This is a genomic window from Aldersonia sp. NBC_00410, assembly GCF_026342035.1.
In the GTDB taxonomy this organism is placed as follows: domain Bacteria; phylum Actinomycetota; class Actinomycetes; order Mycobacteriales; family Mycobacteriaceae; genus Aldersonia.
In genome coordinates this window covers 377972-402518 of record NZ_JAPENM010000001.1, presented here as the reverse complement: position 1 = coordinate 402518, position 24547 = coordinate 377972, and the positions used below count along the sequence as shown (strand labels likewise).

Genomic DNA, 24547 nt, shown 5'->3' with positions numbered 1-24547 from the left:
TCGCTAGGGTGGCGAGAGAGTCGATCGGAGGTCACCATGAGCGACTACTGGCACGATCCGCGCTTCGGCGTATTTGCCGACCCTGCCGTCGAATCCGCCCAACACGTGGTGCGGGTCGCCGAGGTTGCCGACCGCGCCGGCCTCGACTTGATCGGGGTGCAGGACCACCCCTACCAGCGCCGGTTCCTCGACGCATTCGCGCTGATGACGACGCTGCTCGCGCGCACGGAATCCATCCGAGTGTTTCCCGACGTGGCGTGCCTGCCGCTGCGCCCACCCGCCGTCCTCGCGAAAACCGCTGCGACCCTGGATATCCTGTCCGGCGGTCGATTCGAGCTCGGGCTCGGCGCCGGCGGGTTCTGGGATGCGATCGAGGCGATCGGGGGCCCGCGCCGCGCACCCCGCGAGGCGGCCAACGCGCTCGTCGAAGCCACCGATGTGATCCGGGCGATGTGGTCGGGCGAACGGTCCGTCCGCGTCGACGGCGAGATCTACCGACTGTCCGGCGTCCACCCTGGCCCGGCCCCGCAACACGGTGTCGCGATCTGGTGGGGTGTGCTCGGCCCGCGGATGCTCGCCGAACTCGGCCGACGGGCGGACGGCTGGGTCCCGTCGGCAAGCTACTTCCCGCCCGAGAAGTTGGCCGACGCGCACGCCCGCATCGACGACGCCGCTGTCGCCGCGGGGCGGGAGCCGAGCCAGATCCGTCGGATCTACAACGTCTTCGGCGCCATCACCGGCGGCACGTCCGCGGGCTTCCTGAACGGGCCGGTCCAGCAGTGGGTGGACGAGTTGACCGAACTCGTCGTCGACGGCGGCATGGACACCTTCGTGTTTGGCACCGAGGGCGACGACCTCGATACGATCCGGACGTTTGCCGACGACGTGGCCCCTGCCGTGCGGGCGGCCGTGGCGAGCGAGCGCGGGTGACCGGTTAGCCCCCTGGTGCGGGCACCTCGTGCGAAATTAGTTGTGAGTAAACGATTTTCGTATCTCCGATCAGTTCGGCGCGCGGGTATTGCCGTCGCACAGATGTTCGACTAGCGTGGTGGTATGACGCTCGGGGGGAGCTCAACTATTGGTCTTGTCGATGCCGCTGTGCTCGATGATGGTTCGTTGCTCGACGAGTTGGCTGCTGCCGCGGTGGCGGAGAATTGTGCGGCGTACCGGAAGGTGGTGCTGGCCGGGCGGCTGTGGGAGACCTGGGTCGAACGCGACGCCGAGCTGGGCCGGGACGGTTTCGTGGATTGCGGCAACAATGCTCTGGCCGAGATCGCGGTCCGGTTGGGGTGTTCGAAGACGATCGCCGAGGGTTTCGCGGTGGTCGGGATGGAGCTGCGCTTGCGACTGCCGTTAGTGCGAGCGGCGTTCGCCGCGGGTGAGCTGGATTTCGCGCGGGTGCGCCGCATCGTGTACGACACTCTCGGGTTCACGCCCGGCACGGTCGCGTTGGCGGAGCCGGACCTGCTTGCCGCGGCGCGGGTCCTTTCGCCCGGTCCGTTGGCGGGCGAGATCGACACCATTCTGATCCGGATCGCGCCCGCGGAGGTTGCTGCCCGCCGCGAGGAGGCCGAACGCGACCGTCGTATTCGCAAACGCCGGGTCGGTCCGCTCGCGCGGCTCGAGGTGGATCTGTCCCCGGTGGAGGCCGAGGCGGCGTGGCAGCGCGTCACCGAGGTTGCGGGCACGGTGTGCGGGCAGGACCGGCGCAATCGGCAGTACCGGATGGTGGATGCGTTCCTGGCGCTCGTACACGGAGAGAATCGGCTGGGCTGTGAGTGTGGCCGGTCGGACTGCGTCGCGGTAATCGCGCCGGTATCGCTGCGTCGCCGGACTCCGTTGGTGCAGATCGGGATCGACGTCGCGAGCTTGCTCGGTTTGCGTTCGGAGCCGGCGTAGTTGCCCGGGTATGGGCCGGTCGATCCCGAATTGGCGCGACAACTCGCGACGGATGCAACGTGGCAGGGGATGCTCACCGAACTGCACATGATCGCCGGCGGTGAAGGGCTCATTGCGCACGGTGCTGCGACGAATGATTCTGCGCCGGCATCCACGGCCCAGGACCGCTTGTGCACCAGCACCTTCCGTGCCCGCGGCTCGCGGCGCCCCGGTGGGGTTGTGCCCGCGCCCTGCATGCCGGCCCCACCCGCACGGCCGCCGTTCGGCACCGTCGCCGCCGCCACCCACGGCGTCGCCGAACTCGACCGGCATTTCCACGCCGCGCCCCGCAACGGGCACGGCGGACACCATCACCCACCGCCGGGAGCACTCGATTACCGCCCCGACGCCGCCACTGCCGCGGTGGTGCGCGCCCGTGACCGGCACTGCCGGTTCCCCGGCTGTCGTACGCCCGCGGCCAATTGCCAACTCGACCATGTCGTCGCGTACGATCGCCACCGCCCGGACCGCGGTGGCTGGACGGTGCCGTCGAACCTGCAGTGCCTCTGCGCGTTTCACCATCAACTCAAAACGATGAAACTCTGGCACGCCCAGATGACACCGGGCGGGCACGTGGCCTGGCGCAGCAGCTACGGCCACAACCTCGTCACCACACCAACGGCCGGACTCACCAGCGCACCCGCCGCCACGCTCACCGCGACGGTCGGCTCCGGCCCGCTGCGCTGGCACCCAGGATCGGAGCCGACCGATGACGATGAGCCACCGTACTGAGCGGCGCAATCTCCGTTAGTCGACCGATTTCGGTGCCGCCGATCCGCGTGTGTGCGCCGCGTTCCATGCCTGCCGGATCTCCGGGCGTAATTTGCCACGGTCGGGCACGGGCAGGCCGACAGTGCGCGCCCACACCCGGATCTCGGCGGTGCTGGGTTCCGGTTGCGTCGGAGCTGCTTCGAACGCGGGCTCGGCTCCGAGCGATCCGGCAGTGTCGAGCGTGTCCTGCGCCCAAGTGTGCACGGCCGCGAGGTAGCGATAGACGTGCTCCTGGGCCAGCTTGCGGTTGTCGCAGAACTGGATCGATACGGTTGGGAAGGTGGCCTGCAGTTCGGCGAGCGAGTCGGCCACCGATGCGGGACGCGCCCACGTCAGCGCGAAAATCTGCGAGTAACGCTCTTCGACGACGACCGCCGCGCGTGGCATCGCCGCTAGCTCGGTGAGTTGATACTTCAGCTTTCCGCTCAACAGGCTCGAAGTGAGGTCTTCGAGTGACTTGCGTTCCACCGATGCGATCAACCTGCCCTGGTGCACCAGCCCGTAGTCACCGCATGGCAGCGCGCGCCGCGTGATGTGGACCTGCTTGCCGGCGAAGTCGTAGGCGTAGCGCTCGCGCGAATCGACGACGATCTCGAGTTCGGCGATCCCTGCGGCCCTTGCGGTGGGTATGCGCACCCCCGGCCGGGATTGCTTGCGGGTCCTCGCGCTCTGCCAGAACACCATCTCGCGACCGCGGGCGCGTGTGTAGACGAGCTGCGAGCGGCTCTCACGCTGCCGCGCGGCCACGACGTCGATCGCCGCGCCGCGCCGTTGGCACGAGGTCAGGTCGATTCGTTCGACGACCTCGGGCTCGGCCGGCCATTCTTCAAGTGTCGCGGGATGACAGTAGAGCGCCTTGGTGCGCGGCCAGGTGCCCGATGTCCGGAACACCAGGCCGTTGCCGAGCGGCAGCCGCAACAGGTAGGGCAGGCTCGAATCGGCGTCCGGATTCGTCGCGATCAACAGCTCCACGCCGCCAGTTTGCCGTCGGATGGAAATCACCGCGAATTTCTTTCCCGAGTCGGTAGAAAACGGGTGGTGCCCGTTCGAAGAGTGTGTGTAGCCGCTCGACACCGAGTCGTGCGGTACCGACAGAGGAGGCCGCAATGCGAGTCATCGTGATGGTCGAGGGTGACGGGGTCGACGAGGACAAGGCCACGCCGACCGAGGAGATGTTCCAGAAGATGACCGCCTACAACGAGGAACTCGTTAAAGCGGGCATCATGCTGGACGGGGAAGGGCTGCTACCCACGGCAAAAGGGGCACGGATCGAATTTCGGGGCGGCACGACGTCGGTCGTCGACGGCCCGTTCGTCGAATCCAAGGAAATCGTCATGGGCTACTGGATCTGGGAGGTCAGCTCACTGGAAGAAGCGATCGAATGGGCCAAGCGCTGCCCGGCCGATCCGGGCGGCGAAGGCAGGTCGCTGCTCGAGATCCGTCCGATCGCTACCCCGGAGGACTTCGGCGCGGAGTACACCGACGAGATCCGGGCACGCGAGGAGCAACTCGCCGAGCAGTTGAAACAGCGCGAATCGTGACCGGATGACGGACGTGGCCCGGACCGTCGAAGCGGTCTGGCGAATGGAATCGGCACGGGTCATCGCATCGCTGACTCGAGTGGTTCGCGATCTCGGGCTGGCCGAGGAACTGGCGCAGGAGGCGTTTCTCGCCGCGCTCGAGCAGTGGCCCGAGCGCGGCGTACCGCCGAACCCCGGCGCATGGCTGATGACGACCGCCAAGAACAAGGCAATCGACCGAATCCGGCGCGAGACCAACCGCGACGAGAAGTACGCCGCGATCGGACGCGAGCTGGCGAACCAGGCCGACGATCCGTCCGACACCGAGGCGCTGCGCGACGACGTGCTCGCGCTGGTATTTACCGCGTGTCACCCGGTGCTGCCGCGCGAGTCCCGCGTCGCGCTGACCCTGCGGGTAGTGGCGGGGCTGCGCACCGAGGAAATCGCGCGAGCGTTTCTTGTACCGTCGGCGACACTCGGGCAACGGATTTCGCGGGCCAAGCGGACGCTTGCCGAAGCGCATGTGCCGTTCGAGGTGCCGCAGGCCGACGATCTCGCGCCGCGGCTGTCCGCGGTCCTCGAAGTGGTGTATCTCGTGTTCAACGAGGGCTATTCCGCGACCTCGGGCGACGAATGGGTGCGCCGCGATCTCGCCGGAGAGGCGATGCGGCTCGGGCGGGTGCTGGCCGGCCTGCTGCCGGCCGAGCCGGAGGTGCACGGTCTGCTTGCGCTGATGGAACTGCAGGCTTCGCGCTTCGCCACGCGCGTCGACTCCCGCGGAGCGCCGGTCTTGCTGCCCGATCAGGACCGGTCTCGCTGGGACCGCACACTGATCCGGCACGGACTCGCTGCGCTCGACCGAGCCATTGCGCTGCGCCGACCGTTGGGTCCCTACACGGTGCAGGCCGCCATCGCGGCGTGCCATGCCAGGGCGCGCTCGTTCGACGAAACCGACTGGGAGGCAATTGTTTCGCTATACGATGCGCTTGGCGAGCTGGCGCCGTCACCGGTGGTGCAGTTGAACCGCGCGGTGGCGGTGCTGCAGGCAGACGGACCCGAGGCCGCGCTCGCCGCCCTCGACGAACTGGGCGACGATCCGCGACTGGCCGGCTTCCACCTGTTCGGCGCGGTGCGCGGCGACGTGCTCGTGCGGCTGGGCCGCTACGCGGACGCGGCGCAGGTGCTGGAATCGGCTGCGGGGCAAGCCCCCACCAAGCACGAGCGTTCGTTGTTGCTCGAGCGGGCGGCGGCCGCGGCCGAGCGGGCGTAGGCGTGGAGGTCGGTACTTGACCTCGAGTGCACTCGAGGTCCTATGGTCGGCCCATGCCGACACGACAGGCTCAACTCACCGACGACCAAATCGCTTACCTGCGAACCCAGCCACTGGGCCGCCTGGCCACCGTCACGCCGGGCGGGGCGCCCCAGAACAAGCCCGTCGGGTTCACCTACAACGCCGACCTCGGGACGATCGACATCGGCGGACACAACATGGGCGCGAGCAGGAAGTTTCAGAATCTCGCCGCCGAACCGCGTGTCGCGTTCGTCGTCGACGACGTTGTTTCGACCCAACCGTGGCAGGTGCGGTTCATCGAAATACGCGGCACCGCCGAGGCTTTGCGCGATCAACCGGCCCTGGGACCGGGATTCTCCAACGAACTCATCCGGATTCGGCCCGATCGGGTGCTTTCGTACGGTCTGTGACCCGCTGCTGTCGTGCGGGTCAGGCCTGTTCGAGCCGCCAGAGCGGTGAGACCGGGCCGTGCCCGCCGCCGAGGTCGTAGGCGGCCGCGAGGCAGCGGGTCACCCACTCCTTGGCGAACCCGAACGCGTCCGGCACCGAGTACCCGTGGGCGAGCGCGCACGCGATGGCCGCCGCGAGGGTGTCCCCGCCGCCGTGGTCGTTGCCGGTGTCGATGCGCGGCGTGGTGAACGAGTGGAACTCGTTGCCGTCGAAGAGCAGGTCGGTGCTCTCGGTCGAGCTGCGCAGGTGGCCGCCCTTCACGACCGCCCACTGCGCGCCGAGTTCGTACAGTTGCTCGGCGGCGCGGCGCGCAGTGGCGTCGTCGACCACGTCGATACCGGTGATCAGCCGGATCTCGTCAAGGTTCGGCGTCACGACAGTGGCCCGCGGGATCAGGACGTTGCGCACCGCGTCGAGTGCTTCGGGATGCAGCAGCGGATCGCCGTGCATGGACGCGCAGACCGGGTCGACGACGAGCGGCACCGCCTGGTCCTTGCCGATGCCCACCTCGTCGCACACCTCGGCGACCGCGGCGATGATCGCGGACGAGGCGAGCATCCCGGTCTTCGCCGCGCTCACGCCGATATCGCCGACCACCGAGCGGACCTGATCCGCGACTATCTGCGGCGGAATCTCATGGAAGCCGCTGACACCCAGCGAGTTCTGCACCGTCACCGCGGCCACCGCGACGCACGCGTGCACGCCGCACAGCGCCATCGTCCGGCTGTCGGCCTGGATACCCGCTCCGCCGCCGGAGTCGGTACCGGCGATGGTCAGCGCGCGAACCGGGGTGGTGCCGGGAGGTGCGAGGGGGAGTAGCTCCATGGGGCGACCCTAACGGGGGGCGTGACGCTCATTGACCGGTCGGGGCTCAATTCGCCGGGATCCCGTCCGGCCATGGGTCGAGCGGTCACGCGTCGTCACCCCAACGACTTGTGGCGTCGCCGCGCCACCAGCATCACCTCGTCCGCGACGGCGGTGGCGCTGTCGAACCCGTCTGCCGCGGCGTAGCGCAGCACGAGGAAGATCCGCATCGTCGGATGGCAGTACGGCCAAGCAGTCGATCAGTGCTTGTTCCGGGCCGACCGTGGGCATGTCCCAGGACTCGACCACTTCCTCCGGCGCGAGGTGGCGGCGGTACAGGGAGATCCACGATGGCCCGGACTTGTGCAGGCTGGGTCGAACGGTCGCCTCGAACACCGTGGGTTCCGGCAGCATCTGCCACAGCCAGGCCGCCGTGCGATGGCTGAACACTGCGGACGGCTCCCAGGCAAGGATCGCCGCAAGTCGCTTCGCTCTTGCTCGCCGGTGCATCCAGCAAGGGTGTCGGCACGCGGAGGGGTTTTCGTCGCATGCCGCCTCCCTCGGTTGCGAAGACGCCCAAGCAGATGTTTAGTTAGTAGATAGCAACTAAATGTCTCGGTAGTGGTGCTCAGCGTTGAGTCGCACGATCGAATTCCTTACAGGAGCGTTCCTTGACTTCGACGCGCAGCGCCGGCGATTCCGCGGAGACCGTGGACGAAGGCGATGTCCAGACGATCCGGCGACGGTTCAAGATGGAAAAAGACCACCCGGGCTATAAGTGGATCGCGCTGTCCAACACCACCGTCGGCATGCTCATGGTCGCGATCAACTCGTCGATCGTCATCATTTCGATGCCCGCGATCTTCCGCGGGATCGGGCTCAATCCGCTCGAACCGGCCAACGTCAGCTACCTGCTGTGGCTGCTGATGGGCTTCATGCTGTCCTCGGCGGTGCTCGTCGTCATGTTCGGCCGGCTCGGCGACATCTACGGTCGCGTGCGGATCTACAACCTCGGCTTCATGGTGTTCGCGGTGTGCGCCCTTGCACTGTCGTTCGACCCGCTGCACGGCGGCGCGGGCGCGATCTGGCTGATCGCCTGGCGCGTTCTGCAGGGAGTCGGCGGCGCGATGCTGTTGGCGAACTCGGCGGCGATTCTCACCGACGCGTTCCCGTCGAACCAGCGCGGCATGGCGCTCGGCATCAATCAAGTCGCCGCGATCGGTGGCTCGTTCCTCGGCTTGATCATCGGTGGTGTGCTGTCCGAGTGGGACTGGCGCGCCGTGTTCTGGGTGAGTGTGCCGTTCGCGGTGATCGGCACCGTTTGGTCCTATCGGTCGCTGCAGGAGCTTGGTCAGCGTTCCCGCGGCAGGCTCGACTGGGCGGGCACGCTCACCTTCGGGCTCGGGCTCACCATGCTGCTCACCGGTGTCACCTACGGCATTCAGCCCTACGGTGATTCGTCCACCGGCTGGACCAACCCGTGGGTGCTCGGCGCGATTTTCGGCGGCTTCGCACTGCTCGCGATCTTTTGTGTCGTGGAGTTGCGGATCGCAGAGCCGATGTTCAACCTGGCGCTGTTCAAGATCAGGGCCTTCACGCTCAGCAACATCGCCGGGCTGATGGCCTCGATCGGCCGGGGTGGCCTGCAGTTCATGCTGATCATCTGGTTGCAGGGCATCTGGCTGCCGCTGCACGGCTACGACTTCGAAGCCACCCCGCTCTGGGCGGGCATTTACCTGCTGCCGATGACGCTCGGGTTCCTCGTCGCGGGGCCGATCTCCGGCTATCTCTCCGACCGGTACGGCGCGCGGCCGTTCGCGACCGGCGGGGCGCTCCTCGTCGCGGCAACCTTCATCGCGTTGATGATCATCCCGGTCAACTTCGACTACTGGCTGTTCGCCTTCATCATTTTTGTCAACGGCGTCGGATCGGGTCTGTTCTCCTCCCCGAACAGCGCGGCGATCATGTCCAGCGTGCCGGCAAAGGAGCGGGGTATCGCCTCGGGTATGCGCGGCACGCTGTTCAACGGCGGTAGTGCGCTGTCGATCGGAATCTTCTTCTCGCTGATGATCATCGGGCTGGCCAACACCCTGCCCAGCGCGCTTCAGGACGGGCTGACCGGTCATGGCGTGTCCGCCGACGTGGCGGGTCAGGTCGCCGACCTGCCGCCGGTGGGCAGCCTGTTCGCTGCGTTCCTCGGCTACAACCCGATCGAGGAGCTGCTCGGTTCGACGGGCGAGCTCGAGCAGCCCGGCGTGGACGCCGCGACGCTGACCGGGCAGGAATTTTTCCCGCACCTCATCACCGGTCCGTTCCACAGCGGTCTCACGGTGGTCTTCCTCGCAGCTGCGGCGATGATGCTGATCGGCGCGGTCGCTTCGTGGTTCGCCGGTGCGCGGTACGTGCACGACGAGTCGGTCGAGTTGGTGCAGGCCGACCTCGCGGAAGCGGGCCGGCGGTGACTACGGGCCGCGCAGCGGCAGCAGAACGCACCGCTGTCGGCGACCCGGACGACCTCCGCGACGCGGTGGATGTCGCGCTGACGATCGGCAGGCTGGTCCGCACCCTGCGCCGATTCGGGGACGCCGCCGCGCTCAGCCCCGGCTCGTCGTCCGCGCTCGCCACGCTGGTGTGGTCGGGTCCGATGCGGCTGGGTGATCTGGCGGCGGCCGAACGAGTCACCGCACCGACGATGTCTCGCATCGTGTCCGGCCTGGACCGCTCGGGTTATCTCGTCCGCACGCCCGACCCGGACGACGGTCGCGCACAACTGCTTGCCGCCACCGAGGAAGGGCGTGCGCTCGCCACCGGGCTGCACTCCGCGCGGATCCACAATGTCGCGGCCGCTCTCGACCGGCTGAACGAAGAGCAGCGGAGCGCGCTGGTCACGTCGCTGGCGGCGTTCGAGCACGCCCTGGAGGACTGAGCGTTCAGCCCAGCTGCACCCACACCGGGGCGTGATCGCTCGCGCCGGTGCCCTTGCGCTCCTCCCGGTCGATACCTGCCGCTTCGACGCGGGCCGTGAACGCGGGGGAGCCGAGCACGAAGTCGATGCGCATGCCCTCGCGGCGTTGGAAGCGCAGCTGGGTGTAATCCCAGTAGGTGTAGGCGCCGGGACCGGGCGTGAAGGGCCGGACAACGTCGGTGAAACCGGTCGCGGCGAACGCGTCGAATGCCTCCCGCTCGGCCGTGGTGGTGTGCGTCTTGCCCGCGAAGAACTCCGGCGACCACACATCCTCGTCGGTGGGGGCGATGTTCCAGTCGCCGGCGAGCGCGATCTGGGCGTCCGGGTTGGCCGCGAGCCACTGCTCGGCCTCTTTGCGCAGCACACGCAGCCAGTCGAGCTTGTAGTCGTAGTGCGGGTCGGACAGCGAGCGGCCGTTCGGCACGTACAGGCTCCAGATCCGGACGCCGGCGCAGGTCGCGGCGATTGCGCGGGACTCGACAATCGGTGCGGGAATGAGTGTCTCGGCGGCGTCCCGGTCGAAGCCGGGCTGCCCGTCGAAGGCGACCTGCACGTCCTCGATGCCGACCCGGGACGCGATCGCGACCCCGTTCCACTGGTTGATCCCGATATGCGTGACGTCGTAGCCGGCCTCGGCGAACTGCTCGGCGGGGAACTGGTCGTCGCGGCACTTGGTTTCCTGCATGGCGAGCACATCGATGTCGTGCTGATCCAGCCAGGCCAGCACGCGATCGAGTCTGGTGCGAATCGAATTGACGTTCCAGGTGGCGAGGCGCACGGGCGCTCCGATCTTCTCTGCGGTGAACGAGCCGAGCGTCGCCGCCCAATTTTCTACGCGATGCGCGGGATCCCGCGCGGATGGCCGAAAAGTGGAGCGGCAGGGTCGCGGGTCACCGCCGTTCCGGACGCGGGCCGAGGGCCTTCATCGCGACCACCCGGTCACGCGGCACGAGCACCGACTCCCCATCGGCCTTGCGGACGGTCAGCGGATCGTAGCCGAGCAGTTCGCCGATGACGTCGGTCAACGGCGGCGTCGACCCGTCGCAGCGCCGGTACCGGATGACCACTCGGGCGCCGATCGGGATGTCAGTCCTCGTCATCGTGGCCGAACGGGTCGGCGTCCACTCCGGGCGTCCAGCTGAGCCCGGGGGTGCCCCAGCCGTTGCGCTTGATCGCCTTCTTCGCGGCGCGCGCATTGCGGCCGACGAGCACGTCGACGTAGAGCTTGCCGTCGAGGTGGCCCACTTCGTGCTGCAGCATGCGCGCGAAGAATCCGGTGCCTTCGATCTCGACCGGTTCGCCCTTGGCGTCGGTGCCGGTGACCCGGGCCCAGTCCGCCCGGCCGGTCGGGAACTGTTCGCCCGGCACCGAGAGGCAACCCTCGTCGTTGTCGTCCGGGTCGGGCATGGTCTCGGGGACCTCGGAGGTCTCGAGCACCGGATTGATGACCTCGCCCCTACGGAAGTACTGCTTGCCATCCGGATCGAGATCGGGGCAGTCGTAGACGAACACTCGCAGTCCGACGCCGACCTGATTGGCGGCGAGCCCGACACCGTTTGCCACGTCCAGGGTCTCGTACATGTCCGCGATCAACTGTGCGATCTCATCCGGTGATGCGGTGACCTGCTCGGTCGGGGTGTGCAGAACAGGGTCGCCGACGATGCGGATGGGAAGGACAGCCATGGTCGAGAGAATACTTCGGCGGTCCGGGTTCGATTTCGGTGGTCCGGGCCAGATTTCGGTGGTCCGGCTCGATTCCCGCATGTCGGCGCTTGCGACTCGCCCGCCCCGCACGCCCTGCCCGACCGGCCGTCACGTGATTGAATGTCGACGAACCACATTGGTGTAGTTCGTCCAGTGCATTCGGCGAGGGAGCGAAATGGACGGCGCAGCTGCGCAAAGTCGGAACGAGCCTGGACCGGGCGGTGTGTCGGGGGCGGCCGACGACCGCGACGAGGGGGGCCTCAGCCGCCGTGAACGCGACATTTTGGCGTTCGAGCGGCAATGGTGGAAGTACGCGGGCGCCAAGGAAGAAGCGATCAAGGAACTGTTCGACATGTCCGCGACGCGCTACTACCAGGTGCTCAACACGCTGGTCGACCGGCAGGAAGCCCTTGCCGCGGACCCAATGCTCGTCAAACGGCTGCGGCGGCTGCGTGCCAGTCGGCAGAAGGCGCGCGCGGCGCGCCGGCTCGGGTTCGACGTCACCTAGACCGGTTCGGCCTACCTTGCTGCGGGCCGAACGTGGACTAGGGTTCCGACCGTGAGCACTCCGAATCCGGCGTCCAGTGGACCCCCGCTTCGCGCGCTCGCAATGGTGCTGATCGCGCTCGCGATTCTGTTCGCGGGCCTGGGCGCGTTGTCCTGGTCCTCCGAGTCCGACGACGACGCGTCCGCTGCGGCGGCCACCACCACAGCGGCGAACACCCAGCCGATGGCCTCGCCACGGGCGACCACCAGCGTTGCGCCCGCCGCGGCGACCACCGACGAAGAGGCGGACGAAGCGTCGACAACGACCACCCGATCGTCGGCGCCGACCACCACGTCCGGCGCATCCGCAACGTCGACACGCGCCAGTGCCACGAGTACCGCGAGCGCCGACGTCGTCTCGTCCGTTCCCGTCCGGGTGCTGAACAACAGCTCTGTTTCCGGCCTTGCCGCGTCGACCGCGTCGGAACTGCGCGGGGAGGGCTGGACCGTCAGCCAGACGGGCAACTACAGCGACACCCAGATCGCGCAGAACACCGTGTATTACGGCGACGGGCCGGGCGAGAAAGAGGCCGCCACGATGATCGCCGAACAGATCGGGGCCACGACCGCACCGTCCACCGGGGGCATCGGTGACGGTGTCACGGTGATCCTGAGCGGAGACTGACCGGTTGGGTTGCGGGCGTGCGGAGGTGCGGCCGGCCCCCGCGTCTATGATCATTCCGACTTGCTTGCCAGCTCTTTCCTTGTCGTCTCTTTCTAGGAGCGGTTGATGGTTTCCCCGGCCCGGTCCCGTGTTCGTCGCAACACCGTTCGCCTTGCGGCGCCGATCGTCGCGGTTGCGGCTCTCGGACTCGTGGCGTGCTCCAACAGTCAGGAGCCGAGCGACGTCGCGGGGACGACACCACCGGTGTGGACCGGTTCGCCCGCGCCCGGCGCTAGCGGAACCGAGGGCGCCGCCGCAGGCAGTGACCAAGCGGCCTCGTCGGTCGAAAGCGAGCTGAAGGATCCGAGTGGTAGGTCCGTCGGCACGGTGACGTTCACCAAGGACGGCGACTACCTGGAGATCAAGGTCGAGGCGAGTGGGCTGCAGCCGGGCTTCCATGGTCTGCACGTCCACGAGTTCGGCAAGTGCGAGCCGAATTCGGTCGCCCCGACGGGTGGGGCGCCGGGGAACTTCCTCTCGGCGGGCGGTCATCTGCAGGTGCAGGGCCACACCGGTCATCCGTCCAGCGGTGACCTGACTTCGCTGCAGGTGCGCGGAGACGGCACCGGCTCGCTCGTCACGACCACCGACGCGTTCACCCTCGATGACCTGACCTCGGGCGAAGGCCACGCCGTGATCGTGCACGCGAACGCCGACAACTTCGCGAACATCCCGACCCGCTACGCGCTGCCCGACAACGCGCCGGTACCCGATCAGACGACGTTGAGCACCGGAGACGCCGGGGGTCGCGTGGCCTGCGGCGTCATCAAGTAGCTGACAACGAGCCGAGCGACGGGAGTCGCATGACCGAGGCATCCGCGGTTCCACGGCTCCACTTCGACGCGTCGCCACGTCACACACTCGGTGTCGAGTGGGAGATCGCGCTCGTCGACAAGAAGACGCGCGACCTCTCCAACACCGCAGCTGCCGTGTTCGATGAGGTCGGCGACCTCCCGCCGCGCAATGGCATCCCGCCGTTGACCAAGGAACTGCTGCGCAACACCGTCGAACTGGTGACGGGCGTGCACGATACGGTCGGCGAAGCGATCGATGACCTGCGGGCGACGATGGACATCGTGCGCCGCGCCGCATCGACGCAGGGTGTCGACCTGTTCTGCGCAGGTACCCACCCGTTCGCGGAGTGGTCGAAGCAGCAGCTGACGCAGTCGCCGCACTACGACGAGCTGATCGAACGCACCCAGTGGTGGGGCCGCCAGATGCTGATCTGGGGCGTGCACGTGCACGTCGGTTTGTCGCACCACGAGAAGGTCTTCCCGATCCTGAATTCGCTGTTGTTGCAGTATCCGCATCTGCTGGCGCTGTCCGCGTCGTCGCCGATGTGGGCGGGTTCCGACACCGGGTACGCAAGCAATCGCGCGCTGATGTTCCAGCAGCTGCCGACCGCAGGGCTGCCGTTCCAGTTCGCGAACTGGTCGGAGTTCGAGGCATTCGTGCGCGACCAGATGAAGACCGGCGTCATCGAACAGCTCGGCGGAATGCACTGGGATATCCGGCCCGCGCCGAAGTGGGGCACGATCGAGATCCGGGTCTGTGACGGCGTTTCCACCCGGTCGGAGCTGGCCGCGCTCGTTGCGTTGACCCACTGCCTGGTCGTCGACCTCGACCGCCGCCTCGAGGCCGGCGAACAGCTCCCGAGCATCCCGCCGTGGCATGTGCAGGAGAACAAGTGGCGCGCCGCGCGGTACGGCCTGGACGCGATCGTCATCGTCGACGCGGAGAGCAACGAACGCCTCATCACAGAGGACCTCGACGACCTGCTGAACCGGCTCGAACCGACCGCCGCACGCCTCGGCTGCGCGGATGAGCTGCGGCTCGTGGCCGACATCCCGCGGCGTGGAGCGTCCTATCAGCGGCAGCGTCAGGTGGCTGCGGCCAATAACGGCGACCTGGTGGCGGTGGTCGATTCGTTGGTGTCGGAACTCGATTCGTAACCATTTGGTAGAGCAAGTGTCGGACGTTGTTAAGCGGCCGTTTACTATCGGCGGGTGCTGCTCGAACGGGTGAGGGTGCCGCAAACGCGGTCGCGGTCGTTCGTGGTGATCGGATTACTGCTCGCGGGTGTCGCGCTGCTCCTCGTCGGGGTCCAGATGGCGGCGACGCTGGCGGGTTTCCAGGGGCCGCTCGAAAGTCTTGCCGGCGACTACGTCGCGACGCCCAAGTCGGCGTCGGTGCCGTGGGCCGGTCTCGTGCTTGCCATGGTCGGTATCGGCGCGCGCCGTCGGGTGATCGCACTCGCGGCCGCGGCGGCGATCGACATCGTCTTTGCCGCCGGGCGGGTGTTGTTCGGCGGGGCGCTGACCGTCGGCAACGGCCCCACGATCGTGTTGACCGCGCTTGCGCTGATCGCATGGCTGCGCTGGCACGGCACCGAACGGCGCAACGCGTTGCATGCCGCGGGCCTAGGTGCGCTGCTTATCCTCGCGACGAAAATCGGGGACACCTGGCTGCACTTCACCGCGTCGGCGCGCCCGAACGTCTGGGATCAATTCGCGCTGACCACGGATCGCGCCCTCGGCGACCCCTCCTGGCTGCTCGGCCGCGCGGTGGAGGCGATCGGTCCGGTCGGTTACAACATCCTGCATTGGGTCTATATCGAGCTGCCGGTCGGAGCGATCGCGGTCGCCATCTGGCAGCTGCGCCGTGTGGCCGGCACCGGCACCTGGCCCGCGCACTACCTCGTCCGCACATTTCTCACCCTCGGCCTGATCGGGCCGGTGATCTATCTGCTGTTCCCGGTCGTGGGTCCGATCTTCGCGTTCGGTTCGGAGGGAGACGGTTTCCAGGTCGGCAACTACTGGCCGAACACGCTGCCGGCGCTGGGCGAACCACAACCAATGCCGTTCGACGAGTACACGCCCCGCAATTGCATGCCATCGATGCACACCGCGTGGGCGCTGGCGCTGTTCCTGCATTCGCGCCGCGACATCGACGGGGGACGAGCGCCCTGGTGGCTGCGGTGGGGCGGCGCGCTGTGGCTGGCCTGCACACTGTGCGCGACTTTGGGTTTCGGCTACCACTATGGCGTCGATCTCCTTGCCGGAGCGGTGCTGTGTCTTACGGTCGAGTCGGCGTTGCGCGACCCGGAACGCGGCTGGGGCTGGTTCCGGGTCCGGCTGGTCGGGGGCGGAGTGATCGCGCTCGCCGGGCTGCTGCTGTCCTACCGTTTCCTCTCCGTCACGCTCGCAACGTATCCGCTGCCTTCCGGGATCGTGCTGGTCGGCGTGGTCGCCGCGCTGGCCGGCGGGTATTACCGGACCTTCTTCGTGCGCCCGTGGCCCAGCGGTGATCACGACGGTGAGTCGGCTGCGCTGGATTCGGGCGTGCTGGATTCGGGCGCCGCGCCCAGCCGCAGCACCGGTCTGCACGCCAACGGCCGGCCCGCCGAACTCCTCCGACGAACCGGCCGCTGAGCGAAATCTGTTCAGGGTCGGTAGGTCACGGCGTGACCGCCGACCGTGCCCGCCAATGCCCGACCGCGAGATCGACCGCGAGGAAGCCGAGCAGACTCAGCCCGAGCAGCGGGACGAACCAGCCGACGAGCACCGTCGCAACGATCACCCCGGCGAGCCGGGCAGGCCCGATCCGCCGCAGCCCGCCCCGCACGGGCGGGCGACCGACCACCCGGCCGCTCCGCACCGGCCTGTGCCCGATGGGCCGGCCGCTCCGCACCGGCCTGTGCCCGATGGGCCGGCCGCTCCGCACCGGCCTGCGCCGCCACCACATCAGGTAGCCGCGCACGATCACCGTCACCAACAGCACCGCGAGCAGCGCGAGCGCAATCTGATTGGCAAGGCCGAACAGGATGCCCATGTGCAGGCCGATGCCCCAGGTGGTCAGCTTCGCGGCCAACGGCCAGTCGGCGAAGCGGGATTCGTCGGTGACGGTGCCGGACGCGCCATCGATGACGACGGTGTCCGTGGCGAACTGCCACGGCTGTCGCGTCTCCGCCACGGTGAACGCGGTATGCACATCGGTCGGGATGCTCGCCTCCACCGCGTTGCTCACCCCGTTGCGAGCGGCGAGCGCCAGGACCCCGTCGAGCTCGTCGATTCGGGCCTGCATCTGCGCAGGCTCCGCGCCGGCGGTCGCCGCCATCCCGCCGTGGCCCTCGTGCCCTCCGCCGAGCGTGGTGTCCACCGTCGGCGTCGTCCAGCTCAGCGCGGTGCGCAATTCGCCGATGTTTTCCCCGGCAAAGCGTGACCAGGTCAGCCCGGTCGCGGAGAGGAACACCAGGCCCACCGCGAGCCAGATGCCGACCACGCCGTGCCAGTTCATCGTCCGCGCCCGTCCACGCGTGGACCGGTCCAATGTCCAGAGTCGCGCGGCGGAGCCGTTGCGCGCGCGGTTGGTTCGGTGGCGCACGAACCACAGGTAGCAGCCGCCGAGCGCAACCACCCACAGCCAGGACGCAGCGAGTTCGCTGTAGATGCGGCCCGGCTCACCGAGATGCAAGTGCCGATGCAACTGCGAAATCCACGTCCGCATGGGCAGTGCGCTACTGCTTCCGTACACAACGAGATCGCCGCGCGGTGTGGCCGTCACGGGGTCGACGAACACCGCGCGGCGCTCGGACTCGCCGAGGCTGGGGTCGTCGAACAGCACCCGCGTGGTGTCACCCGGCTGGGCGGCGGGACGCACCGCGTTCAACGTCAGATCCGGCTGCACCAACTGCGCCGCGCGGACCTGATCGGCGACCGGCGCCGCCGGACCGGTCGAGTCGACGTGCAGATAGTCGCGGTAAACGACCTTCTCCAACGACGGTGCGAGCGCGTACAAACCGCCGCTGATGGTCGCGACAACGAGGAACGGCGCGATAAGGATCCCGGCGTAGAAGTGCAGCCGCAGGATCAGCGGACGGAGGCTGCGTCGCGGAGCGCCACCGGGCGGTGGGGAGAAGTCCGCGGCGAGATCACCGCGGCCGAGTTCGGACAGGGTCATTGATGTCTCGATTCGATTCGGCGAGCCGACCAACGGGTACGAGACCAGGCGGCGTCGGCTCGAATTGGGCGCGCAGCGCAAGCCGGAAGCCGGCTGCGCAGCGCGAGAATCCGCCTCGCGAAGCTGGACGAGGCGGTACGGGGGAATCAGACGAGAGCCGGTGGACCGCGGGTGAAGTCGGCGCTGCCGGTGAGCAGGAGTAGCGCGTGGGTGCCGCGCTCGCGCGGCGTCATCGTCCACAGTGGGGTTCGGACCCGCAGCGGCGCGAGAATGGCCACCACAATGCGGGCCAGCGCGGCAAGCACTGCGGCGCAGCCGTGTTCGGCGGCGCGGATAAGGGCGGCGGCGACGACGGTGGCCGCGGCGTGCGCGCCGATCATCGACGTGCCGAGCTGCGAACCGTGCGCATGGTCGGCGGTGAGCGCGAGCGTCGTGTGGCCGACCAGTTGACCGGCGGCGAGCACCGTCAGCAGGAACGGCACGATGCGCTCGGTGATCCCGGCATTCGCGACGACCGCGCCGACCGCGGTGCAGGCCAGCACCAGCGCGACGATCGCCGCCTGGCCCGGCGGCATGCCACCGCCGGCCGCGCCGTGCGCCGCAATCGCGACCGCGCCCGACACGGCGCCGACGAAGCCACCCCGCATCCGCGCGACAAAGGCACCGCGCGATTGCATGCCGGGAAGACTACCGGCCGTGAAATCGGACGACGGTGGCTGGTAGCGCGGTCCTAGTCCAGCTCGGGCCGGTCGTCGAATTCGTTGATCGCCAACATTCCGTCGCGCCCGCGCTGCTCTCGGTAGGCGACCCGGCCGACCATGTGCGCAATCACCGGGGCGGTGACGAGCGCGAACAGGCCGACCAGCACCAGCATCCAGATGTCGACATTGCCGCGCAGCTCGATCACCGCGCCGGTCAGCACCAGGAGCATCCCGATGACCTGCGGTTTCGTCGCCGGATGCATTCGCGAGAGCGTGTCTGTGAACCGGACGATCCCCACCGCCGCCGTCAACGCCAGCACCGCCCCGACGAGGATGCACGCACCCGAGATGATGTCGAACACGATCACCGCCGCACCTCCTCGTCCTGGGTGTCGTCGTCGCGCACCCGGAAGCGGGCGACGCTGGCCGAGCCGAGAAAGCCGACCAGCGACAGCGCGACGATCGCGGGCACCACGGTCGTGTCCCGGCTCCACGTGGCCCACACGGCCAGACCACAGATGGCGACTGCGACGAGCGTGTCGATGGCGAGCAGCCGGTCCAGCGTGTTCGGCCCGGCAAGCACCCGGTACGTGGTCAGGGCGGCCGCGACGAGCAGGATCGCGCCGGCGATGATGGCCACCACTGTCATGATGTGCCCGCCTCCTCGCTCGTTTCGATCTCGGTCGGGCCCTGCCATTCCGAGGGACGCTCGAAGGCGTCGATGAAGGCCTGTTCGATTCGCCTCGTCGATGTGTAGAAGGCGTCGACTGCCTTGTCGCTGCCGACATTGAGCACGTGCACGTAGGCGACGCGCCGCGCTCGGTCGAGTTCGATCACCATCGTCCCCGGGATCACGTTGAGCACATCGCAACACAGGACGAGCACGAGGTCCGACTGGATGGCCAGTCGGATGCGCAGCACCCCGGTGACCGGCGGTGGCGCTGGTCGGACGGCGAGCCAGGCCACCTGGAAGCTCGACTCGAGCGAGAGGTAGATGACCAGACCGACCAGCTTCAGGAACGACAACGGATGGATTCGGCCGGAAATCGGAACCCGCGGGAGCGGGAGCAGCACCATGATCATCAGGCCGACGACGAGTCCGGCGAGGATGTTGCCGACTGAGACGTGACCCCACAGCCAGCACCACACCAGCGTCAACCAGAGCAACACGCCGAGCTGGACGAGCCGGGATCGTGTCATGGCTGTGCCTCCGGCACGGGTGTCATGGCTCCCCTCCTACCGCGTCGACCTGTTCGGTGTAGCCGGGACCGAGGACGGCGTCGATGTAGATCGACCGATCCTCCAGGTCCACCGCCGTGCGGTCGCTGTATCCGATTATCGGCCCGGCGAACACCATCAGCGCCAGACCGACGGCGATCAGCGCACCGGTCGGGATGAGCATGAACACCGGCATCCGGCCGACATCGGCACGCTTGGCGAAGTCGATGTCGAAGGATTCGTCGATCAGCGCCGACGGGGCGGAGTCGGCGAGTTCGCCCTCCGGGGCGTCACCGCGCGGCCGCCAGAATGCCTTCGTCCACACCCGGGCAATCGCATACAGGGTGAGCAGGCTGGTCACCGTGCCGCCCGCGACCAGCACCCAGGCCAGCACACTCGCCTGCTGGGTGCCCGCCTCGAGCAGGGCGAGTTTGCCGATGAACCCGGAGAACGGCGGGATGCCGCCCAGGTTCAGCGCGGGAATCAGGAAGAGCAACGCCAGTACCGGGCTCGCGGCCAGTCCGCCGAGTCGGCGCAGCGAGGACGAGCCGGCCTGGCGCTCGATCAGACCCACCACCAGGAAGAGCGCGGTCTGCACGATGATGTGGTGCGCGACGTAGTAGACCGCGCCGGCCAGCCCCGCGGTGGTGGACAGCGCGATCCCGAAGACCATGTAGCCGATGTGGCTGACCAGGGTGAAGGACAGCAGTCGCTTGATGTCGTTCTGCGCGATCGCGCCGAGAATGCCGACGATCATGGTCAATAGGCCGGCGACCATCAGCACGTTGTCCAGGTCGCCACCGGGGAACAGCAGGGTGTGCGCGCGAATGATCGCGTAGATGCCGACCTTGGTGAGCAGGCCGGCGAAGACCGCGGTGACCGGGGCGGGCGCGGTGGGGTAGGAGTCGGGCAGCCAGTTCGACAGCGGGAACACCGCCGCCTTGATGCCGAACGCGACGAGCAGCACGGCGAAGATCGCGGTCCGGATGCCCTCCGGTACGGCGTCCATCCGGAGCGCCATCTGCGCCATGTTGAGCGTCCCGGTCGCGGCGTAGGCGAACGCGATACCGCACAGGAAGATCAGTGACGACACCATCGAAACCATCACGTAGCCCACCCCGGCGCGGACCCGGTCCTGACTCGCGCCGAGCGTCAACAGCACGAACGATGCGGCCAGCAGCACCTCGAACCCGACGTACAAATTGAACAGGTCACCGGCGAGGAACGCGTTGCACACACCCGCGGTCAGCACCAGGTAGGTGGGCAGGAAGATCGACACCGGCTGATCCTCGGTGCCGTCGCGCACGCCCTGGCCGACGGCGAAGACCATGACGGCGAGCAGCACGGTCGACGACACCACCAGCATGAGGGCGGCGAGCCGATCCGCGACCAGCGTGATGCCGATCGGCGCGTTCCAGCCACCCACCTGCAGCGCGGTCGTGCCGTCTCGGTCGGTGAGGTAGAGCAGCAGCACGGCGACGGCGACCACCACACACAGCGCGCCGACGGTGACAACACGTTGCGTGCGCGGGCGGCGGGCGAGCACGAGGGTGACCGCGGCCGCGAGCAACGGGACGAGCACCGGCAGCGGCACCAGCGTGGTGATCAGGCTGTTCGGCAGTGTCATCGAAAATCGTCCCCGCTGCGCGAGATCCGGCTGCGCGCCAGGCCACCGGTGTGCAGGTCCTCGTACCCCTCGATGTCCTCCCGACTGGGGATCCGATCGAGCGGAATCGGGTTGCCATTCGCGTCGAACGCGTCGCCGAGCGGGGTGGCATCGCCGGTCTCGGGGTCGTCGGAGCGGTCGCGGTCGGGGGCCTCGGCGCGCGACCGCCGGGCGGCCACCTTGAGATCCTCGGGATCGTCTTCGACCGTGTCCTTGGTGGTCAGCGTGAAGGCCCGGTAGCCGAGTGCGAGCACGAACGCCGCCACGCCCATCGTGATCACGATCGCGGTGAGGATCATCGCCTGGGCGAGCGGGTCCGCCATGGTGTCGCGTACCGCGGATCCGCGGCCGACGATGGGCGGCGAGCCGTCGGGGCCGCCGAGGGTGAGGATGAGCAGGTTCACGCCGTTGCCGATCAGGATCAGGCCGATCAGCATCTTCGTCACGCTGCGTTCGAGGACCAGATAGACGCCACACGCCACGAGCACGCCGACGACCATCAGCAATACGAGGTTCGCGCTCACCGGTTGGCCTCCTCTGGGCTGTCCAGGCGTGCGCCGAGGCTGCGCAGCACGTCCAGGACGAGACCGACGACGATCAGGTAGACGCCGAAGTCGAAGAACAGCGCGGTGACCAGCTTGATGTCGCCGATGAGTGGCAGGGTCGCCTCGATCGTCGCCGAGGACAGCGCCGGTGCGCCGAGCAGCATCGAGGTCACCGCGGTGCCTGCCGCGAAGATGAGACCGACACCGAGGATGTGCCCGGCCTCGATCGGCAACGCCTCACCGAGCTCGTAGCGCCCGCCGGCCAGGTAGCGCAGCACCAGCGCGAGGCCGGCGGTGAGCCCGCCGGCGAAGCCACCGCCCGGTGCGTTGTGGCCGCTGAAGAAGAAGTACGCCGACAACACCATGATCGTCGGGAAGACCAGGCGGGTGGTGACCTCGAGGATCAGCAGCCGGTGCCGTGTGGGGATCAGGTCGCCGCCGCGCAACCAGGTGACCGCGTCGGTGCTGGAGGTGACGTCGTCGGGTGGAGCGTCGGACACGCGGGGCGCCAAGCCGAACCTGCGGTGCCGGAACACCAGCGACGCCACGCCGGTCGCGGCCACCAACAGCACCGAGATTTCGCCGAGGGTGTCCCAGGCGCGAATGTCGACGAGCAGCACGTTCACCACGTTCTTACCGTCGCCGAGGTGGTAGGCGGCATCCGGCAGGCGCAACGAGATCGGCACGGCGGAGCGCGCATTGACCGCGAAGGCGCCGAGCGCGGTGACCGCGGCACCGACCGCAACGGCGAGGACGACGCGCACCGGGCGCCATCGTGCCGCCCCGCGATCGTCCACTTCGGCGGGCAGTTTCCGCAGCACGAGCACGAAGATGACCAGGGTCAGCGTCTCCACGAGGAACTGAGTCAGCGCCAGATCGGGTGCCCCGTGTACCGCGAACAGCACGCCCGAGCCGTACCCGGTGACGCCGACGAGCAGCACCGTGGCCAGCCGGTTTCGCATGACGGTGGTGCCGATCGCGGTGACCGCGATGATCGCGCCGACCGCAGCCTGAATCGGGGAGTCCCACAGCCGCATGTCCACCTGGGTCCGGGCACCACCGACCAGCAGCAGGATCGTCGGCAGCAGCGCGAAGGTGGTCAGGATCGTGGCCTGGGTCAGCGGCAGCGAACCGCGCTGGGTGAATCGGGTCAGTGCCATCGACACCGCGTCGAGGCCGGTGAGGGCGCGGTCGTAGCCGCGATCGGCGTTGCCGAGCCAGCTGCGGCGCCGCCACCGGGTAATGCCCTCCAGCCGCAGGTACACCAGCACGCCACCGGTGACGATGATGACGGTGAGCGCGATCGGCAGGCCGATGCCGTGCCACAGCGCGAGGTGGTAGTTCAGCTCGCCGGGCAGGGTCTGCGCGTACGGCGCGATCAGCCGATCGACGGCGGGGGCGGCGAGACCGCCGACGAGCCCGCCCAGCGCCAGCACCGCGGGCATCGACAGCAGCAGCGGGCCGGGCCGGTGCAGGTTTTCGACCGCCGAACTCGGTATCGGTCGCCCCTTGTCACCGAACGCATCCCAGATCAACCGAATGCTGTAGGTGACGGTGAGCACCGAGCCGAGCACCACGCCGGCGAGCAGGACCGCGGTCCAACCGCGGGAGAGCACGTCGTTGCTGCCGACCGAATCGAGCGCCGCCTCTTTCGCGACGAAGCCGAGCAGTGGCGGCAGCCCGGCCATGCTGGCCGCAGCGAGTGCGGCGGTCGCGGCGAGTAACGGGGCGCGCCTGCCGAGGTGCGCGAGTTTGCGCATGTCACGCGTGCCGGTGGCGTGGTCGATGATGCCGACCACCATGAACAGCGCGGCCTTGAACATGCCGTGCGCGAGCATCATCGCCATGCCGGCCAGCGCCGCATCAGGTGTGCCGAGGCCGACGAGCAGGACCAGCAGGCCGAGCTGACTCACGGTGCCGAACGCGAGAAGCAGTTTGAGGTCGTTGGCCTGCAGGGCGCGCCAGCCGGCGAGCAGCATCGACGCCACACCGAGGGTGAGCACCATCGGCCGCCACGGCGCGACGTCGGCGAACCCGGGCGCCAGCCGGGCGACCAGGTAGATGCCGGCCTTCACCATCGCCGCCGCGTGCAGGTAGGCGCTGACCGGGGTCGGGGCGGCCATCGCGCCGGGCAGCCAGAAGTGCATCGGCACGATTGCGGACTTGCTCAGTGCGCCGATCAGGATGAGCACGATCGAGACGTCGACGAGCCACCCGCGCGGGGCTGCGGCGATGACGTCGGAGAGCAGGTAACTACCGGAGAACTCGCCGAGGATGATGATGCCGACGAGCATGGCCAGCCCGCCCGCGGTGGTCACCAGCAGCGCCTGCAATGCGGCGCGGCGCGCGGTTGCCCGCTCGGACGCGTGCCCGACCAGCAGGAACGACAGCACGGTGGTGATCTCCCAGAAGATGTAGAGCAGCACCATGTTGTCGCTGGTGACCAGGCCGAACATCGCGCCGGCGAACGCCACCATTTCGGCGGCGAAGATGCCCAGGCGGGGCTCGTCGTCTTCGAAATATCGCGCGCAGTAGACGAGCACCAAGGTGCCGACGCCGAGCACGAGCAGCGACATGATGCCGGCGAGGGAGTCGAAGCGCAGATCGAAATTCATCGAAAGGCTCGGCACCCATTCGGTGGAGACCGTGCGCTCGTCGCCCCAATTCGCGATGACCCAACCGAGCGAGGCGAGCGGAACCAGAGCCAGGAGAAGGAATGCGTTGCGTCCGAGGATCCGTATGCAGACCGGTGCCAGTAGTGCGGCAATCGCGTGGGCGATCAGGATCACGAGCAAGCGGGAGCAC

General features: G+C 68.3%; 26 protein-coding genes. 13 read left to right on the top strand and 13 right to left on the bottom strand.

The features are described 5' to 3' along the window. Positions 1-36 precede the first annotated feature (36 nt). From OG921_RS01885 to OG921_RS01875, 3 genes are all read left to right on the top strand, one after another. A complete protein-coding gene (locus OG921_RS01885) occupies positions 37-930 on the top strand; it encodes an LLM class flavin-dependent oxidoreductase (RefSeq protein WP_266110635.1) in 894 nt (297 codons plus the stop codon). Positions 931-1053: 123 nt separating this feature from the next. Continuing rightward, on the top strand, positions 1054-1899 hold the full coding sequence (locus OG921_RS01880; RefSeq protein ID WP_266110634.1) for a DUF222 domain-containing protein: 846 nt from the start codon (positions 1054-1056) through the stop codon (positions 1897-1899). A 69-nt stretch (positions 1900-1968) separates the two neighbouring features. Beyond that, on the top strand, positions 1969-2670 hold the full coding sequence (locus tag OG921_RS01875; protein ID WP_266110633.1) for an HNH endonuclease signature motif containing protein: 702 nt from the start codon (positions 1969-1971) through the stop codon (positions 2668-2670). Between the two features lie 15 nt (positions 2671-2685). Here the strand turns inward: OG921_RS01875 and OG921_RS01870 are convergent, their stop codons facing one another. After that, entirely contained in the window at positions 2686-3681 is a 996-nt protein-coding gene (locus OG921_RS01870) for an ERCC4 domain-containing protein (RefSeq protein WP_266110632.1), read from the bottom strand. Positions 3682-3815: 134 nt separating this feature from the next. Here OG921_RS01870 and OG921_RS01865 point away from each other — a divergent pair, with 134 nt between their 5' ends. From OG921_RS01865 to OG921_RS01855, 3 genes are read left to right on the top strand one after another with little or no spacing between them, the layout of a single operon-like run. Continuing rightward, positions 3816-4250: a YciI family protein gene (locus OG921_RS01865; protein WP_266110631.1), complete on the top strand. Its 435-nt coding sequence runs from the start codon at positions 3816-3818 to the stop codon at positions 4248-4250. A 4-nt stretch (positions 4251-4254) separates the two neighbouring features. Then, a complete protein-coding gene (locus tag OG921_RS01860) occupies positions 4255-5499 on the top strand; it encodes an RNA polymerase sigma factor (protein ID WP_266110630.1) in 1245 nt (414 codons plus the stop codon). 53 nt (positions 5500-5552) lie between these two features. Continuing rightward, positions 5553-5930 carry a PPOX class F420-dependent oxidoreductase gene (locus OG921_RS01855; RefSeq protein ID WP_266110629.1) on the top strand — a complete coding sequence of 126 codons (378 nt, stop codon included), beginning with the start codon at positions 5553-5555 and terminating at the stop codon, positions 5928-5930. A 19-nt stretch (positions 5931-5949) separates the two neighbouring features. Here the strand turns inward: OG921_RS01855 and thiD are convergent, their stop codons facing one another. Next, positions 5950-6795 carry a bifunctional hydroxymethylpyrimidine kinase/phosphomethylpyrimidine kinase gene (thiD, locus tag OG921_RS01850; RefSeq protein ID WP_266110628.1) on the bottom strand — a complete coding sequence of 282 codons (846 nt, stop codon included), beginning with the start codon at positions 6793-6795 and terminating at the stop codon, positions 5950-5952. Positions 6796-7526: 731 nt separating this feature from the next. On the opposite strand from thiD, the gene OG921_RS01845 reads away from it, so the two are divergent. After that, on the top strand, positions 7527-9236 hold the full coding sequence (locus OG921_RS01845; protein WP_266111028.1) for an MFS transporter: 1710 nt from the start codon (positions 7527-7529) through the stop codon (positions 9234-9236). After that, a complete protein-coding gene (locus tag OG921_RS01840) occupies positions 9233-9700 on the top strand; it encodes a MarR family winged helix-turn-helix transcriptional regulator (protein WP_266110627.1) in 468 nt (155 codons plus the stop codon). The genes OG921_RS01845 and OG921_RS01840 overlap by 4 nt, the downstream gene beginning before the upstream one ends. 4 nt (positions 9701-9704) lie before the next feature. Here the strand turns inward: OG921_RS01840 and OG921_RS01835 are convergent, their stop codons facing one another. The 3 genes from OG921_RS01835 to OG921_RS01825 all read right to left on the bottom strand — a co-directional run bounded on the left by OG921_RS01835 (position 9705) and on the right by OG921_RS01825 (position 11422). Further along, on the bottom strand, positions 9705-10517 hold the full coding sequence (locus OG921_RS01835; protein ID WP_266110626.1) for an exodeoxyribonuclease III: 813 nt from the start codon (positions 10515-10517) through the stop codon (positions 9705-9707). 112 nt (positions 10518-10629) lie between these two features. Continuing rightward, positions 10630-10839 carry a hypothetical protein gene (locus OG921_RS01830; RefSeq protein WP_266110625.1) on the bottom strand — a complete coding sequence of 70 codons (210 nt, stop codon included), beginning with the start codon at positions 10837-10839 and terminating at the stop codon, positions 10630-10632. Beyond that, complete coding sequence (locus tag OG921_RS01825) at positions 10826-11422, bottom strand: peptide deformylase (RefSeq protein WP_266110624.1); 597 nt, start codon at positions 11420-11422, stop codon at positions 10826-10828. The genes OG921_RS01830 and OG921_RS01825 overlap by 14 nt, the downstream gene beginning before the upstream one ends. A 196-nt stretch (positions 11423-11618) precedes the next feature. Here OG921_RS01825 and OG921_RS01820 point away from each other — a divergent pair, with 196 nt between their 5' ends. From OG921_RS01820 to OG921_RS01800, 5 genes are all read left to right on the top strand, one after another. Next, on the top strand, positions 11619-11951 hold the full coding sequence (locus OG921_RS01820) for a DUF3263 domain-containing protein (RefSeq protein WP_266110623.1): 333 nt from the start codon (positions 11619-11621) through the stop codon (positions 11949-11951). A gap of 51 nt (positions 11952-12002) precedes the next feature. Beyond that, the gene (locus tag OG921_RS01815) at positions 12003-12614 is read left to right on the top strand and encodes a LytR C-terminal domain-containing protein (protein ID WP_266110622.1); all 612 of its coding nucleotides are present in this window, start codon (positions 12003-12005) and stop codon (positions 12612-12614) included. A 105-nt stretch (positions 12615-12719) separates the two neighbouring features. Next, positions 12720-13427, top strand: a complete 708-nt coding sequence (locus OG921_RS01810; protein ID WP_266110621.1) for a superoxide dismutase family protein — start codon at positions 12720-12722, stop codon at positions 13425-13427. A gap of 29 nt (positions 13428-13456) precedes the next feature. Then, positions 13457-14605, top strand: a complete 1149-nt coding sequence (locus OG921_RS01805; RefSeq protein ID WP_266110620.1) for a glutamate--cysteine ligase — start codon at positions 13457-13459, stop codon at positions 14603-14605. Between the two features lie 102 nt (positions 14606-14707). Further along, entirely contained in the window at positions 14708-16084 is a 1377-nt protein-coding gene (locus tag OG921_RS01800; RefSeq protein ID WP_266111027.1) for a phosphatase PAP2 family protein, read from the top strand. A gap of 25 nt (positions 16085-16109) precedes the next feature. Here OG921_RS01800 and OG921_RS01795 read toward each other — a convergent pair whose 3' ends face one another. The 8 genes from OG921_RS01795 to OG921_RS01760 form a co-directional block, all read right to left on the bottom strand. After that, the gene (locus tag OG921_RS01795) at positions 16110-17612 is read right to left on the bottom strand and encodes a PepSY domain-containing protein (RefSeq protein WP_266110619.1); all 1503 of its coding nucleotides are present in this window, start codon (positions 17610-17612) and stop codon (positions 16110-16112) included. Between the two features lie 146 nt (positions 17613-17758). Further along, positions 17759-18289: a hypothetical protein gene (locus tag OG921_RS01790; RefSeq protein WP_266110618.1), complete on the bottom strand. Its 531-nt coding sequence runs from the start codon at positions 18287-18289 to the stop codon at positions 17759-17761. A gap of 53 nt (positions 18290-18342) precedes the next feature. Then, positions 18343-18681 (bottom strand): monovalent cation/H(+) antiporter subunit G, encoded by a 339-nt coding sequence (mnhG, locus tag OG921_RS01785; protein WP_266110617.1) that lies wholly within the window; start codon positions 18679-18681, stop codon positions 18343-18345. Next, complete coding sequence (locus OG921_RS01780; RefSeq protein WP_266110616.1) at positions 18678-18962, bottom strand: monovalent cation/H+ antiporter complex subunit F; 285 nt, start codon at positions 18960-18962, stop codon at positions 18678-18680. The genes mnhG and OG921_RS01780 overlap by 4 nt, the downstream gene beginning before the upstream one ends. Further along, positions 18959-19513, bottom strand: a complete 555-nt coding sequence (locus OG921_RS01775; RefSeq protein ID WP_266110615.1) for a Na+/H+ antiporter subunit E — start codon at positions 19511-19513, stop codon at positions 18959-18961. Before OG921_RS01775 ends, OG921_RS01780 begins: the two co-directional genes overlap by 4 nt. Positions 19514-19535: 22 nt before the next feature. Beyond that, positions 19536-21158 carry a Na+/H+ antiporter subunit D gene (locus tag OG921_RS01770; RefSeq protein ID WP_266110614.1) on the bottom strand — a complete coding sequence of 541 codons (1623 nt, stop codon included), beginning with the start codon at positions 21156-21158 and terminating at the stop codon, positions 19536-19538. Further along, positions 21155-21721 carry a Na(+)/H(+) antiporter subunit C gene (locus tag OG921_RS01765; RefSeq protein ID WP_266110613.1) on the bottom strand — a complete coding sequence of 189 codons (567 nt, stop codon included), beginning with the start codon at positions 21719-21721 and terminating at the stop codon, positions 21155-21157. Before OG921_RS01765 ends, OG921_RS01770 begins: the two co-directional genes overlap by 4 nt. Beyond that, positions 21718-24537, bottom strand: a complete 2820-nt coding sequence (locus OG921_RS01760) for a Na+/H+ antiporter subunit A (RefSeq protein WP_266110612.1) — start codon at positions 24535-24537, stop codon at positions 21718-21720. The genes OG921_RS01765 and OG921_RS01760 overlap by 4 nt, the downstream gene beginning before the upstream one ends. Positions 24538-24547 lie beyond the last annotated feature (10 nt).